14 protein-coding genes are annotated in these 14,603 nt (G+C 67.7%); 10 read left to right on the forward strand and 4 right to left on the reverse strand.

Annotated features, from left to right (window positions below):
- The first annotated feature begins 6 nt into the window (after positions 1-6).
- Positions 7-1,116, forward strand: coding sequence for a phosphoribosylformylglycinamidine cyclo-ligase (purM, locus tag FB468_RS13170; RefSeq protein WP_141887756.1), 1,110 nt, complete (start codon positions 7-9; stop codon positions 1,114-1,116).
- Between the two features lie 172 nt (positions 1,117-1,288).
- Positions 1,289-1,783 (forward strand): inner membrane protein YiaA, encoded by a 495-nt coding sequence (gene yiaA, locus FB468_RS13175; protein WP_141887757.1) that lies wholly within the window; start codon positions 1,289-1,291, stop codon positions 1,781-1,783.
- Here the strand turns inward: yiaA and ispF are convergent.
- The gene (gene ispF / locus FB468_RS17155) at positions 1,780-2,259 is read right to left on the reverse strand and encodes a 2-C-methyl-D-erythritol 2,4-cyclodiphosphate synthase (RefSeq protein WP_170219732.1); all 480 of its coding nucleotides are present in this window, start codon (positions 2,257-2,259) and stop codon (positions 1,780-1,782) included. The genes yiaA and ispF overlap by 4 nt on opposite strands.
- Positions 2,256-3,062 (reverse strand): 2-C-methyl-D-erythritol 4-phosphate cytidylyltransferase, encoded by an 807-nt coding sequence (gene ispD / locus FB468_RS17160; protein WP_246055886.1) that lies wholly within the window; start codon positions 3,060-3,062, stop codon positions 2,256-2,258. The genes ispF and ispD overlap by 4 nt, the downstream gene beginning before the upstream one ends.
- A gap of 114 nt (positions 3,063-3,176) precedes the next feature.
- Between ispD and nusA the strand changes: the two genes are divergently transcribed.
- The 4 genes from nusA (at position 3,177) to rbfA (ending at position 8,035) form a co-directional block, all read left to right on the forward strand.
- On the forward strand, positions 3,177-4,172 hold the full coding sequence (gene nusA, locus FB468_RS13185; protein WP_141887758.1) for a transcription termination factor NusA: 996 nt from the start codon (positions 3,177-3,179) through the stop codon (positions 4,170-4,172).
- A gap of 88 nt (positions 4,173-4,260) precedes the next feature.
- The gene (locus tag FB468_RS13190) at positions 4,261-4,518 is read left to right on the forward strand and encodes a YlxR family protein (RefSeq protein ID WP_141887759.1); all 258 of its coding nucleotides are present in this window, start codon (positions 4,261-4,263) and stop codon (positions 4,516-4,518) included.
- 74 nt (positions 4,519-4,592) lie between these two features.
- Entirely contained in the window at positions 4,593-7,379 is a 2,787-nt protein-coding gene (gene infB, locus FB468_RS13195; protein WP_141887760.1) for a translation initiation factor IF-2, read from the forward strand.
- Between the two features lie 89 nt (positions 7,380-7,468).
- On the forward strand, positions 7,469-8,035 hold the full coding sequence (gene rbfA / locus FB468_RS13200; protein ID WP_141887761.1) for a 30S ribosome-binding factor RbfA: 567 nt from the start codon (positions 7,469-7,471) through the stop codon (positions 8,033-8,035).
- A gap of 78 nt (positions 8,036-8,113) precedes the next feature.
- On the opposite strand, the gene FB468_RS13205 is transcribed toward rbfA, so the two are convergent.
- A complete protein-coding gene (locus FB468_RS13205; protein ID WP_141887762.1) occupies positions 8,114-10,522 on the reverse strand; it encodes a chitobiase/beta-hexosaminidase C-terminal domain-containing protein in 2,409 nt (802 codons plus the stop codon).
- Positions 10,523-10,733: 211 nt separating this feature from the next.
- Positions 10,734-11,627 carry an HhH-GPD family protein gene (locus tag FB468_RS13210; RefSeq protein WP_141888349.1) on the reverse strand — a complete coding sequence of 298 codons (894 nt, stop codon included), beginning with the start codon at positions 11,625-11,627 and terminating at the stop codon, positions 10,734-10,736.
- A 112-nt stretch (positions 11,628-11,739) separates the two neighbouring features.
- On the opposite strand from FB468_RS13210, the gene truB reads away from it, so the two are divergent.
- From truB to FB468_RS13230, 4 genes are all read left to right on the forward strand, one after another.
- Entirely contained in the window at positions 11,740-12,714 is a 975-nt protein-coding gene (gene truB / locus FB468_RS13215; protein ID WP_141888351.1) for a tRNA pseudouridine(55) synthase TruB, read from the forward strand.
- A complete protein-coding gene (locus FB468_RS13220; protein WP_141887763.1) occupies positions 12,711-13,067 on the forward strand; it encodes a hypothetical protein in 357 nt (118 codons plus the stop codon). Before truB ends, FB468_RS13220 begins: the two co-directional genes overlap by 4 nt.
- A 68-nt stretch (positions 13,068-13,135) precedes the next feature.
- Positions 13,136-13,519: a hypothetical protein gene (locus tag FB468_RS13225; protein ID WP_141888353.1), complete on the forward strand. Its 384-nt coding sequence runs from the start codon at positions 13,136-13,138 to the stop codon at positions 13,517-13,519.
- Positions 13,519-14,469 (forward strand): bifunctional riboflavin kinase/FAD synthetase, encoded by a 951-nt coding sequence (locus FB468_RS13230; RefSeq protein WP_141887764.1) that lies wholly within the window; start codon positions 13,519-13,521, stop codon positions 14,467-14,469. The genes FB468_RS13225 and FB468_RS13230 overlap by 1 nt, the downstream gene beginning before the upstream one ends.
- Positions 14,470-14,603 lie beyond the last annotated feature (134 nt).

Consider the following 14,603-nt stretch of genomic DNA (forward strand, 5'->3'; position numbering starts at 1 on the left):
TAGAGCGTGAGCGAAAACTCGTCGATCTATGCCCAGTCCGGTGTTGACACTGCCGCCGGAGACCTCGCCGTCGAACTCATGAAGTCGGCCGTTCAGCGCACCCACGGGCCGGAGGTGCTTGGCGGGGTCGGTGGCTTCGCCGGCATGTTCGACGCCTCGGCGCTGACCGGCTACAAGCGGCCCCTGCTCGCCTCGTCGACCGATGGCGTCGGCACGAAGGTCGCGCTCGCTCAGGCGATCGACAAGCACGACACGATCGGGCAAGACCTCGTCGCGATGGTCGTCGACGACATCGTCGTTGTCGGAGCGAAGCCGCTCTTCATGACCGACTACATCGCCTGCGGCAAGGTTGTCCCCGAGCGCATCGCAGACATCGTGCGCGGCATCGCCGAGGCCTGCGAGGCCACCGGCACCGCGCTTGTCGGCGGCGAGACCGCCGAGCACCCCGGCCTGCTCGGCCCAGACGACTACGACGTTGCGGGCGCCGCGACCGGCGTCGTCGAGGCAGACCGCATGCTGCACCCCGGCCTCGTCCAGGACGGCGACGTGGTCATCGCCATGGCGGCGTCGGGCCTCCACTCCAACGGCTTCTCGCTCGTGCGCCACATTCTGACCGACAAGGGCATCGGCTACGAGCAGCACTCGGCAGAGCTTGGCGCTACCTACGGCGAGGCGCTCCTCACGCCGACCGCGCTGTACACAGCGCCGCTGTTGCGCGTGCTCGACGACCCCGCGACCGCAGGCGCGATCCACTCGCTCAGCCACGTCACCGGTGGCGGCATCGCGGCGAACCTCGCGCGCGTGCTGCCCGTCGGCTCGTGGGTCGAGGTCGACCGCGCGAGCTGGTCGCCGCTTCCAGTGTTCCGCCACCTCGCAGACCTCGGAGGGCACACTCTCGAGTCGCTTGAGGGCGCATGGAACCTCGGCGTCGGCATGTTCGCTGTCGTCGCGGCTGACAAGGCGCCGCTCGTCGCAACCGCGCTCACCGCAGAGGGCCTCGACCCGTGGGTCGTCGGCACCGTCTCGACGGCCGCGCGCGACTTCACCGGGTTCGAGCAGGGCGCGAAGGGCGTTGACGGCGGCGCCGTTCGCCTCGTCGGCAGCTACAAGAACTAGCGCATCCGCTGCAAGCGGGGCTCGGGCTTCGGCCCGGGCCCAGCTTTTGCGTTTCCGGGGAAGCTGCCGGGTCACGTGCGAGATTCGGCATGCGGTTCGAACTACGTTGTCCGTAGGCAGCTACATTCCGCCGCCGCCATGTGTAATTCACGCCGACGAAGGAGAAACTCGCATGACCGACAGCACTGAAGCACCGCAGAAACCCACACCCGCGTTCATCGGGGCCTCCTGGCTCGCGCTGCTCATCGGGCTCGGCACCTATCTGGTTGGCCTGTTCAACTCGACGATGGAGCTTAACGAGAAGGGCTACTACTTCGCCGTGCTCATGTTCGGTCTCTTCGCGGCGGTGTCGCTGCAGAAGACCGTGCGAGACCGGTCTGAGGGCATCCCGACGACGGCGATCTACTACGGCATCGCCTGGTTCTCGCTCGTCCTCGCGCTCGCGCTGCTCGCGATCGGCCTGTGGAACGCGGGCAGCCTCGTCCCGAGCGAGAAGGGCTTCTACGGGCTCGGCTTCGCGATGAGCCTGTTCGCCTCGGTTGCCGTGCAGAAGAACGTGCGCGACCTCGCGCGGTTCAGCAAGGAAGACGCCGACGACGACGCTGATGAGGCTTCGACCCGCGCATACACGCTGGCCCCGGCTCAGCCCGAGGGGCAGCAGTTTTAACGCGCGATGAGCGCAGTCGCGATCGCGGCGATACCCTCGCCGCGGCCCGTGAAGCCGAGCCTGTCTGTCGTCGTCGCGCTGAGCGACACCGGCGCGCCCACGAGCGCCGTCATGACCCGCTGGGCCTCTTCGCGGCGCGGGGCGAACTTCGGCCGGTTCCCAACGATCTGAACTGAGACGTTCACCGGACGGAAGCCCTCGGCTCCGAGCTTTGCGAGCGCGAGCACCACGAACCCGGTGCTCGCGGCTCCCTCGGTCTCGGGTTGGTCAACGCCGACGAGGCCGCCGATGTCACCGAGGCCCGCGGCGCTCAAGAGCGCGTCGACCACCGCGTGACAAACCGCGTCGCCGTCGCTGTGCCCGGAGAGTCCTGGCTCTCCGGGCCAGTGGAGGCCGGCGAGCTGCAGGGGAGCGGTCTCATCGTAGGCGTGCACGTCAAACCCCGTGCCAACGCGGATGTCGGGGAGTGTGGTCATCGTGAAGCTCCATCCTGTGTGCCTGGGCTCTGTGTACCTGGGCCCTGTGCGTTGAGCAGCGCTAGCAAGAGCGTGAGGTCGCCCGGCGTGGTGAGTTTGTGAGCGAGCGCCTCGCCCGGAACAGTGAGCACGGTGCCGCCGGCGCGCTGCACGACCTCGGCGTCGTCAGTCGGTTGCTCGGCCCCCACGGGTGCGCTCACGGATCCTAATCTGTCGTGCGCTGCGGCGAGCAGCTCGCGCGGAAAGCCCTGCGGTGTCTGCACGGCGACAAGCGGCGCGCGATCCACTGTCTCGTGGACGACGCCGTTAGCGTCGACGCGCTTGAGCGTGTCGACGACGGGCAGCGCCGGGATCACGGATGCGGCGGTGCGCCGCACCTCGGTGGCGACCCGCTCGAAGAGCGCCGCGGGGGTGAGCGGGCGGGCCGCGTCGTGCACGAGCACGACGTCGGCGTACTCGGGGAGGGCGTCGACGCCGAATCGCACGGATTCGTGGCGCTCGCGGCCGCCGGGCGTCACCGACAGCTCCCACAAGGATCCCGCATCGGTGAACTGAGCGAGGAGCGCGAGCGTCTCGCCCGCGAGTTCCTCGGGCACGACGACGACGAGGTGGCCGCCGCCCGGAAGCGACGTGATCGTTCTCGCGCAGCGCTCAATCAGCGTTTCGCCCGCGAGCTCGACGAAGGCCTTCGGCTTGCCCGCCCCGAGGCGTTCGCCCCTGCCCGCTGCGACGAGCACGACGCCGAGCCTCGCCAGCTCGTGCGGGTGGCTCGAAACCGGCTCGTGTTCCGCGACGCTCATCATGCTGTAAGCGTACCGGGAGGTGGTATCGGGCCCGGTGGGCTATTCTTGTAGACTCCCGAAGCGCCTATGGCGCCGGAACATCTGAATAGACATCTCAATACCCAGGAGGACACCGTGAAGATCGATCTTGCCATGCTGCGAGGGCTCGAGCGCGAGAGGGAGATTCCCTTCGAGGAGCTCGCCGAGATCATCGAGCAGGCGATCCAGACTGCGTATGTGCGGCACGCCGAGAACCAGGCGCTCCCGGTACCCGCAACCGAAGACGTTCGCGTCACCCTCGACCGAAAGAACGGCGAGATCTCCGTGCTCGTGCCCGAGCACGACGACGAGGGCAACACCATTGGTGAGGCGTACGTCACAACCGACGAGTTCGGTCGCGTCGCGTCGAGCGCGGCAAAACAGGTCATCAACCAGCGTCTCCGCGACCTATCGGACGACGCAGTGCTCGGCCAGTTTAAGGACAAAGAGGGGCAGGTTGTCTCGGGCGTCATCCAGCAGGGGCCGAACCCCCGCATGGTGCACGTTGACCTCGGTGAGGTTGAGGGCATCATCCCGCCCGAGGAGCAGATTCCCGGCGAGGAATACCCCCACGGCAGCCGCGTCAGGGTCTACGTCACGAGCGTGTCCAAGGGCCTGAAGGGTCCGCAGATCGTGCTCTCGCGCACCCACCCGGGCCTCGTGCGGAAGCTGTTCGAACGTGAGGTTCCCGAGCTCGGTGAGGGCCTCGTCGAGATCGTTTCGCTCGCCCGCGAGGCAGGTCACCGCTCAAAGGTCGCCGTGCGCGCGAAGCAAGCTGGGATTAACGCGAAGGGCACCTGCATCGGTGAGATGGGTAGCCGCGTGCGCGCCGTCATGAGCGAGCTCGGCGAAGAGAAGATCGACATCGTTGACTACTCGCCCGAGCTGCCGAAGTTCGTCGCGAACGCGCTGTCGCCCGCGAAGGTGACCGACGTGTTCATGATCAACGAGTCACTCAAGCAGGTTCGCGCACTCGTGCCCGACTTTCAGCTGTCGCTCGCGATCGGCAAGGAGGGCCAGAACGCGCGCCTCGCCGCGAAGCTGACGGGCGCGAAGATCGACATTCAGCCCGACTCGATCATGAACGACTAGGCCCCGCGCCGACAAAACTCAGCGTGTCCCCAGGTGGGTGGCCGAAAAGCTGCCCTCCTGGGGAAACGTGCGGCGGGAAGCTGGTAAGATGGATCCGATTCGGACTTGCGTTGCCTGTAGGACACGGGCGGCGCGCGCGGAACTCCTTCGAGTGGTGGTGCGTGACGGTCATCTGATTGTTGATGAGCGTGCGGTGCTGCCAGGACGAGGTGCCTGGGTGCACGAGACCGCAGAGTGTATGAATCTTGCAGTGCAGCGTGGGACCTTCACGCGGGCACTCAGAGCGTCGGGGAAACTCGATGGTCAATCACTAGAGAACAGGCTGAAAACGCTGATGGACAAGTAATGAGCGGCTCACGATGAGACCCGTCCGTTAATTTTGGTTCTCGCCTGTCTGGCGTGAACCCAGACAGGAGAAAAGTGGCTAACCCACGCGTAAGCGAGATTGCCAAGAAGCTCGGTATCGAGAGCAAGAAGGCAGTCGAAATTTTGAACGACGAACTCAACGAGTTCGTCAAGACCCCGTCCTCGACGATCATGCCGCCAACGGTGCGCAAGCTCGAGGCGTTCGTCAAGGACCACCCGGAGCTCGTCAAGGCTGAGGAGGGCGCCGCTGAGGCTGCCCCCGCGAAGGCTGCGACTCCGAAGAAGCCAGGCGCCGCTCCGAAGCCGGGTCGCCCCGGCCCGAAGCCCGGCGCACCCGCTCCGGCTGCCCCCGCGGCAGAGGCTCCGGCCGCTCCCGCGACTCCGGCAGCCCCGAAGGCTGCTCCGGCGCCCGCTGCTCCCGCAGCACCGGCCGCCCCGGCTGAGGCGCCCAAGGCCGACGCTCCGGCGAAGCCCGGCGCTGCGAAGCCCGGCGCCGCAAAGCCCGGTGCACCGAAGCCCGGCGGCGCTGCGAAGCCCGGCGCTCCGAAGGCCGATGGCCCGCGCCCCGGAAACAACCCGTTTGCTTCAAGCCAGGGCATGGGCATTCCCCGCCCGCCGCGTCCGGGCAACAACCCGTTCGCTGCAAACCAGGGCATGGGGCGTAACCGCCCGAACCCCGGCAACATCCCGCGCCCCGCGGCACCGCGCCCGGGTGGCCCCGGCGCGCCCGGTGGTCGTCCAGGCGGTCCGCGCCCGGGTGGCGCTCCGCGTCCCGGCGGCGCTCCGCGTCCCGGCGGTGGCGGCGGCTTTAACCGCCCCGGCGGCGCAGGCGGCCCCGGTGGTGGCTTCGGCGCACCGCGCCCCGCAGGCGGCTTCGCAGGTCGTGGCCGTGGTGGCCGCGGCGCTGGTACGGCTGGCGCGTTCGGTCGCGGCGGCTCCAAGAGCAAGGCACGCAAGTCGAAGCGGGCGAAGCGGGCAGAATTCGAGATGCGCGAGGCGCCGTCGCTTGGCGGCGTCAGCGTACCTCGCGGCAACGGCTCGACGCCGATCCGACTGCGCCGTGGCGCGTCGCTGTCTGACTTCGCGGACAAGATCGATACGAGCGCATCGAACCTCGTGACCGTGCTGTTCCACCTCGGTGAAATGGCGACGGCGACGGAGTCGCTCGACCAGGCGACCTTCGAGATCCTCGGCGAAGAGCTGGGCTACAAGATCCAGATCGTCTCGCCCGAGGACGAGGATCGCGAGCTCCTCGAGGCCTTCGACATTGACATCGAGGCTGAGCTTGAAGAAGAGGGCGACGACGTGCTTGAGGCGCGTCCGCCCGTTGTCACCGTCATGGGTCACGTTGACCACGGTAAGACCAGTCTGCTCGACGCTGTCCGTAAGGCAGACGTCGGCGCTGGCGAGGCCGGCGGCATCACGCAGCACATCGGTGCGTACCAGGTGCACACCGAGCACGACGGCGTCGAGCGTGCGCTGACCTTCATCGATACCCCGGGTCACGAGGCGTTCACCGCCATGCGTGCCCGTGGTGCGCAGGTCACCGACATCGCGATCCTCGTGGTCGCGGCTGACGACGGCATCATGCCGCAGACCATTGAGGCGCTGAACCACGCACAGTCGGCCAACGTGCCGATCGTTGTCGCGGTGAACAAGATCGATAAGGAGGGCGCGAACCCCGATAAGGTTCGCCAGCAGCTCACCGAGTTCGGTCTCGTCTCTGAGGAGTGGGGTGGCGACGTCATGTTCGTCAACGTCTCGGCGAAGAACAACATGGGTATCGACGATCTGCTTGAGGCAGTGCTCCTCACCGCAGACGCAGGCCTCGACCTCCGTGCAAACCCGAACAAGGAAGCCCGCGGCGTCGCGATTGAGGCGAAGCTCGACAAGGGCCGCGGCTCGGTTGCTACCGTGCTCATCCAGTCCGGTACGCTCCGCGTCGGCGACGCGATCGTCGCTGGCACCGCGTACGGCCGCGTCCGCGCGATGCACGATGAGAACGGCGAGCCCGTGCTCGAAGCGCTCCCGTCTCGCCCGGTTTCGGTGCAGGGCCTCTCGTCCGTGCCGCGCGCCGGCGATACCTTCCTCGTCACCTCCGAGGACCGTACCGCGCGTCAGATCGCTGAGAAGCGTGAGGCAGCGGAGCGCAACGCGATGCTCGCGAAGGCTCGCAAGCGCATCAGCCTCGAAGAGTTCACGAAGGCGCTTGAGGATGGCAAGGTTGAGTCGCTCAACCTCATCATCAAGGGTGACGTGTCGGGTGCCGTCGAGGCGCTCGAGGAATCGCTCATGAAGATCGAGGTGGACGATTCGGTCCAGCTCCGCATCCTGCACCGCGGCGTCGGCGCGATCACCGAGTCGGACGTGGATCTTGCCACGATCGACAACGCGATCGTCATCGGCTTCAACGTGCGCCCCGACGTCAAGGCTCGCGAGCGCGCTGCCCGCGAGGGCATCGACATCCGCTTCTACAACGTCATCTACAACGCGCTTGATGACATTGAGGCATCGCTCACGGGCATGCTCAAGCCGGAATACGAAGAGGTCCAGTCGGGCGTCGCGGAGATCCGCGAGGTCTTCCGCTCCTCGAAGTTCGGCAACATCGCCGGTGTTATCGTGCGCTCGGGCACCATTACCCGAAACGCGAAGGCACGCGTCATCCGCGAGGGCGTCGTCATCGCCGATGGCCTCGCCATCGAGTCGCTGCGTCGTTTCAAGGACGACGTCACTGAGGTCAAGACGGACTTCGAGGCTGGTATCGGCCTCGGCAAGTTCAACGACATTCAGCCCGGCGACGAGATCGAGACCACCGAGATGGTCGAGAAGCCCCGCGGCTAACGCGAGGTGATCAGCAGGAAGGCCGAGGGGGTTCGCCCCCTCGGCCTTCCTGCGTTCCACGGGGGCCTCACCGAGAGTAGGCTGGTGTCATGAGTAATCCACGTGCAGGAAAAGTTGCCGAGCGCATCCACCAGATTGTTGCCCGCCGACTCGACAAGGGCCTTCGCGACCCGCGTCTGGGCTTCGTGACGATCACCGAGGTGCGCGTCACAGGCGATCTGCAGAGCGCGAGCATCTTCTACACCGTCTACGGTGACGAGGTCTCGCAGGCAGACACCGCGGCCGCGCTGAAGGCCGCCACGGGCATGCTGCGCACCGAGGTGGGCAAGCAGCTCGGCACCAGGCTTACGCCGACGCTCGAGTTCATCCACGATGAGCTGCCGTCGACGGCCGAGCACATGAACGAGCTGCTCGCGGAAGCGAAGCGGCGCGACGAAGAGGCTCGGGCGCTTGCGACCGGCGCGAACTACGCCGGCGACGCTGATCCGTACTCGAAGGCGCGCGACGAACGCGCCGAGGAGTCGGACGACGCTGACGACGCTGACGAAGAGGATCTCGACGACGACCTCGACGAAGAACTCGACGACGACTTTGACGAGGAAGACGAAGACGGCCTCGACGAGGAAGAGCTCGAGGACGACGAGGAGCGCGCGTAGCGCTCGATTCGACCTCAAAGGGCCCGGCCTGGGCGTGCGATCAGCACGCCCAGGCCGGGCCCCTTGCGTTTGGTGAGGCTAGTCGCGGCGGAGGCGGCGCGCCGCCAGCAGGGCACCACCCGCGCCGAGCGCGACGACGGCGAGAGCGCCAACGCCAGCGAACACCGTCGCTCCGGTGTTCGCGAGCGGGTCGTTGCCCGAGCCCTTGCCCGGGGCGGTCGTTGACCCCTCTGTGCCCGGTCCGGAAGCGCCCGGCCCGGAAGCCCCCGGTTCTGTGGTGCCCGGCTCGCCCTCTTCCGCGGCGTTCCTCCACACCCTGAGCGCCTCTCGAAGCTCAGCTGCAGCAGCATCAATCGCCCCCTGGGCCACGTTCAGCGTCTGCTGCAGCTCCTCGGCCTCGCCGAGTTCGGCGCGCAACGCCTTCTCAGCCGCGGCGCCAGCCTTCTCTGCAGCGCCAGCCGTTTCTGCAGCCGCGTCGCGAGCCTCGCTCTCGGCGCTGGCAGGCAAGCCGAGCGCCGTGCGTGCCTCGGTGATTGCGGCCGCCAGGTCGGCGCGGTTCACCGGTGTAAGCATGGCATCGAGCGCGCCGGCGGCATCGGTGGCTGCCCAGGCGGTGCTGTCTGCCGCGTCCTGCGTCGCGGGCTTCGCTTCAAAGAGTTCCCGGAGTTCGGCCGCAGCGGCCGTCGCCGCGGCGACGTCTGCGACCGCGTAGCCGAAGTCTTCCGGTTCAGCCGGAGACTGCAGCCCGAGCACGCGTTCGACGCGGTCAAGGACCGGCGTCGCGGCGGTCTCGGCCTCATCGATGGCGCTGCGATCGACGTCGCCAGCGGTGAAAGTGAAGGTATGCGGGGCGCTCTTGTTGCCGTAGGAGTCGTACGCGGTTAGCGTCGCCTCATAGCTGCGACCCAGCTCGAGAGCACGGTCGATGGGCTGGCCGACCCTGTCGCCGGCGCGCACCGCGAGGGGGATATCGAGTACGGCCGGCTTCGGGGCGACCACGTAGTCGGAGTAGATTCTGCCGTTCGCTGGCACGAGCGTGGTTGTCGCCCCTGTCTGAGCGTCCTTCACGACGAGCGTGTATTCGGATGTGAACTGGTCGTCGCCGGCCTGGGGGAGCCGCAGTACGGGCCCGGTTTCGGTCTGCCTGACCGTCGGCTGCGCCTCGCCCCACGAAGGCGCGACCGCGTTTCGGTTCGCTTGGGTGTAGGCGAACTTCGCCTTGGTCTCAGCGGGGGTGGCGCCGCGCGCAACCGTCCAGGTCGGGCCGGCGAGCGAACCCGAGGAGTTGAACGGCGGCTTCTCTTGGAAACTCCAGACGCCCTCGTCCGTGTAGGTGCGGCCCGGGTCGGCAGCATAGTTGATTCTGTCGATCTCGATGCGATCCGCGTACACGTCAACGACGACGGACTGCGCCGTCGGAATGGTCGCGTCGCGCGCCAGGCCCGCGCCGAACGCCTGGAACTTGCCGTCGTTCTCGCCGTACGACATCGAGCCCTCGTTCACCGACGTGAAGTCTTGCTGGTGGATCGAGCGTTCGTCAGTGATGTTCAAGTGGGAGTGCCCCGAGAAATACACCACCTGCGGGAACGCGCTGAGGTTCTGCTTGAGGCCTGAGTTCGACGCCTGCGCGCCGTCCCAGACGGTGGCCGGGATGGGACGGTGGCCGAACACGAAGATCGGCTGGCCCTGCGTCGCAGGGTCCTTCGAGATCGCATCGAGCCTGCCGTACAGCCAGCTCGCCTGCGTCGAGTTCCACGCTTCCGTGTTCACGACGAACGCTGGGAAGCCGTTGATCTCGGACTCGTAGTATCCGGTCTCGCCGGGGAACCAAGCATCGGGGTACTGCTCAGCCATCCGGTACACGCGGTCGTCGTGGTTGCCGAACGACATCATGACCTTGGTGTCGGTCATGCCGGTGCGCGCGAGGTTCTGCTCGAGCATCGTGCGCGGGTACTGGTGGTCTGATGCGGTGTTGAAGTTGTTGTCGTTGATCTGGTCGCCGTTGGAGATGATCGCGTCGGGGCTCGGCATAATGCGCTTCAGTGTGTCGAAGTACCCCGCCCACTTATCCCACGCCGGGCCGGTGCCCGTCGAGAGGTGGATGTCGCTCATGACGGCGAACTGCGAGAGGGGCTCCTCGGCAGTCTTTACGAGGATGCCGCGGATCGTCGGCAGGCTCTCGCTCCGGTCAGTGAACGCGACGGCGGTGACGTTCGCGGTGCGCTCGACGGAAATCGGCCCGCTCGCGAGTGGACTCTGCCTGGTGGGGTGGGTGCCGTCGAGCGTGTACCTGATCTCGGCGCCGGGCTGGGCCGTGAAGGTGATCGTCTGCGGCCCGACGTAGCGCCCGCTCTCAAGGCTCGCCGCTGGCGCCGCGACCTCGCTCTGGGTGACCGCCGCCGCGGCGGTCGACGGGGGAAGCGCGGCCTGCGCTCCAAGCAGCGCGACGCCCGCGAGCGCTATTCCCGCAATTCTGCCGATTGACATGGATTCCTCTCTTTCGTGCGCCGCGTGAGGCGCCCAGGTATCCAAGTTGTCTATACAGCGTGGCCGCTACTCGACGGCCGCATGACGGTGTCATGAATTCTGCTTCACTCCCGGTTCACCCGTGCGAGCGGCGCGCGCCGGCAAGCACAAGGAGGCGCAGGTAAGCGTAAGGAAACGCCGGCAGGCACAAGCAGCGACAGCCGGGCGCGGCCTATGGCAGCCTGAGTCGCCCCTCGAACTCGACGATGAGCCCGTCGGCAATGAGCGAGTCGAGGGCACGCTGCGGCTGGGACGCGTCGCGCGCCTGAGCCGCAGCCCGGCCAGCAGCCCGGCCCTCGGCCGCTGCCGCGAGCGCCTCCGCGGGGTCGACGGCCCCTGCGGCAGCTCGCAGCAACTGCATGATCTTGCCGCGCGCCTGCCTGTCGCTGCCCTCGAACGCTGCCTGCCGCGGCCGCTTCTCGGGAGCGTTCTCGGGGTACCCCGCGCCTCGCCACTCGCAGAGCTCGGCGATGGGGCAGTCGCCGCACTTCGGCGCCCGGGCCGTGCACACGGTCGCGCCAAGCTCCATCGCCGCCGCGTTGAACACAGCCGCCGCCTCGCGGTCGGAGGGGAGCAGCGCGGTCATGTCGTCGAGGTCGCGCGGGGCGGGCATACCCGCCGCCGCCCTGCCGTGCACGGCGCGCGCGATAACGCGGCGCGTGTTGGTGTCGACGACCGGGTGCGTGTCGCCGAACGCAAATACCGCGACCGCCCGCGCCGTGTAGGGCCCAATCCCGGTGAGCGCAAGTAGCGCGTCGACGTCGGCAGGCACCTCGTCGCCGTGCCGCTCGGCGATCTCTACGGCAGCCCGGTGCAGCCAGAGTGCCCGCCGCGGGTACCCGAGCCGCTTCCACGCCCGGACGGCCTCGCCGGGCTCCTCCGCTGCGAGCGCTGACGGCACGGGCCAGCGCGCCATCCACTCGAGCCAGTGGGGGATGACGCGCTCGACCTGCGTCTGCTGCGACATGAACTCGGAAACGAGGATGCCCCAGGCAGTGGTCTCCGGTGCTCGCCAGGGCAGATCCCTCGCCGCGTGCCGAAACCAATCGATGAGCGCGCCGCTCATCGCCGAAGGGTCGAAGCCTACCTGCCGATCGTCTGCCACCCCACGAGTCTACGAGCCGCCGCGACCCCGCGACGTCTCTCAGCGTTAGGCTTGTGGGGTGAAGTTTGCAGATATGCCGCAGGGCGCGATCCTCCTTGTCGACAAGGTTGAGGGCTGGACGAGTCACGACGTCGTCGCGAAGTCACGCCGCGCGCTCGGCACGAAGAAGGTCGGGCACGCCGGCACGCTCGATCCGATGGCGACCGGGCTGCTCGTGCTCGGGGCTGGCCCGGCGACCCGGCTGCTCACGTACCTCGTCGGTCTCGACAAGACGTACACGACGACGATCCGGCTCGGGCTCGCGACAGTCACTGACGACCGCGAGGGCGACGTCACCGCGGCGGCGCCCGCTGGCCTCGTCGCCGAGGTGTTCGCGAATCAGGATCGCATCGCGGCCGGCGTCGCGGCCCTCACCGGCCCGATTGAGCAGGCACCGAGCGCGGTGAGTGCGATCAGGGTCGACGGCAAGCGGGCCTACGACCGCGTGCGCGCCGGCGAGGAGGTCGTGCTGAAGAAGCGTCCGGTCACGATCCACGGGTTTGAAATTGGTGAGCCGCGGATCCTCAGCGTCCCGGGGCCCGACGGCGAGCCCGTCGATGTCATCGACATCGACGCTGTCGTGCGCTGCTCGACCGGAACGTACATTCGCGCGCTCGCACGCGACCTGGGCGAGGCCCTCGGCGTCGGCGGCCACCTCACGGCGCTGCGACGCACCGCCGTCGGTCCGTTCTCGGTCGACGCGGCGACGCCGCACGCCCAGCTCGTGGGTGACGGCACATCGGCGGGGGATCCGGGAACGCTGTACCCGCCCGCCACCATCGCGCGCGAGCTGTTTCCCGTCCTCGAACTTGATGCGGCGGAGGCGAAAGACCTCGCAGACGGCAAGCGCCTCTCGATCGACCCCGAACGGCAGCCACCGGCTCCGGTCGTCGCAGCGGTGCTTCCGGGCTCGCCTGCTGACAGGCTCGTCGGGTTGGTCGTCGTCAAGAGCGGCCGCACCCACGTCCTCGCAAATTTCCCGTCACTTGATCCCGGAGGGGCAGCATGATCGCATGGTTCGGCTACGTCACGATCGCGGTCGCGCTGATCGCCGCTGTGATGTGCGCGGTGCAGGGGCTTCGCAAGCAGGCCCCGAACGACTACACGATGGGCGCGACGGCACTCGTCGCCGTGCTGCTCGTCGTGCAGGTCGTGATCTCGATCATTGCGCCGCTCGCGGGGAACGCGCCCGTTGGCGACGCGCTCGAGTTCTGGATGTACCTCATCGTCGCGCTCGCGCTGCCCATCGGTGCGGGCTTCTGGGCGCTCATCGACCGCACCCGCTTCGCGAACCTCGTGCTCGCCGTCGTCGGGCTGTCGGTCGCGGTCATGACGTACCGCATGCTCGTGATCTGGGGCTAGCGGAAGAGTAGACTCGGGGGGTGAGCAACGTGGGAACAGGTACAGAGACAGAGCAGCGCAGCGAGAAGATGAGCGGGCTCGGGCGGGTGCTGATCACCGTCTACATCATCCTCGCGATGGCGGCGACGTTCCGCTCCGTCTATCAGATCCTCACGAAGTTCGATGAGGCGCCGCTCGCCTACATCCTCTCCGCGGTGTCGGGTGTCGTGTACATCGTCGCGACGATCGCGCTGATCCGCCGCGGCCGTGGCGTCTGGCGCCCCATCGCGTGGGCGGCACTGCTGTTCGAACTCGTCGGCGTGCTCGTCGTCGGTACGCTCAGTATCACGATGCCGCAGCTCTTCGCGCACCCGTCGGTGTGGTCGTTCTTCGGCCAGGGCTACGGCTACATCCCGCTCGTGTTGCCGATTCTCGGCCTGATCTGGCTTTCCAAGGAAAAGAAGACGGTCTGATGCAACTCTTTACCGCGATCGACGAGCTCGACCCGGCCCGCTTCGATGCTGGCTCCGTCGTCGCCGTTGGCAAGTTCGACGGCGTGCACCGGGGGCACCAGGCCATCATTTCGTCGCTGCTGCGGAAGGCGCGCGCTGAGAACCTCCACTCCGTCGTGTTCACGTTCGCGAATAACCCCCTCAGCCTGCTGCGCCCCGAGCTCTGCCCGCAGCCGCTCGCGAGCCGTGCGCAGCGACTTGAGCTGGTCGAGAACGCGGGCGTCGACACCTGCGTCATGGTGCAGTTCGATGAGGCGTTCGCCGCGATCCCGGCGACCGAGTTCGTCGAGCGTGTGCTCGTAGGCAACCTGAATGTGCGCCACGTGCTGCTCGGCGAGGACTTCCACTTCGGCCACCGCGGCCTCGGCGACGCCGCGCTCCTTCGCGAGCTTGGGCCGAAGCTCGGCTTCACCGTCGAGGTCGTCGCGAGCGTTGGCGACGACGAGGATGAGGCAGTGTCGTCGACGATGATCCGTGACGCGGTGCTCGCCGGCGACCTCGTCACTGCCCGGGCCATGCTCGGCAGGTGCCACTCGGTGCGCGGTGAGGTCGTGCACGGCGACGCGCGCGGTCGCGAACTCGGGTTTCCGACGGCGAACCTCGGCGGCACCGTTGAGGGGCTCGTGCCCGCTCACGGCGTCTACGCCGGGTCAGTCGTGATCGACGGTGTTGAGCACGACGCCGCGATCTCGGTCGGTGTGAACCTCACCTTCGAGCCCGAGGGGGAGCCCCGCGTCGAGGCGTTCGTGCTCGACTTCGCGGGCGACCTGTACGGCAAGCAGATGGAGGTGCGCTTCGCGAAGCGCATTCGCGAGATGCTGCCCTTCAGCTCGGTTGAGGCGCTCATCGCGCGAATGCACGAGGACGTTGCAGAGACGCGCGCGATCCTCGCCGAGGTGCGTGAAGGCTGACTTCGAGCCCAAGTTCGCGCATCCCGGGCGCGCCCCCAAGTATCGGGTGGTAAGATCGACGCATAGTCGAGAGACGTGTAACTCGAATCCCGTACAGCGTGCGGCTCAGATTCTTGACGCTCGACCGGCTTCGC

The organism is Leucobacter komagatae, from assembly GCF_006716085.1.
Taxonomy (GTDB): Bacteria; Actinomycetota; Actinomycetes; order Actinomycetales; family Microbacteriaceae; genus Leucobacter; species Leucobacter komagatae.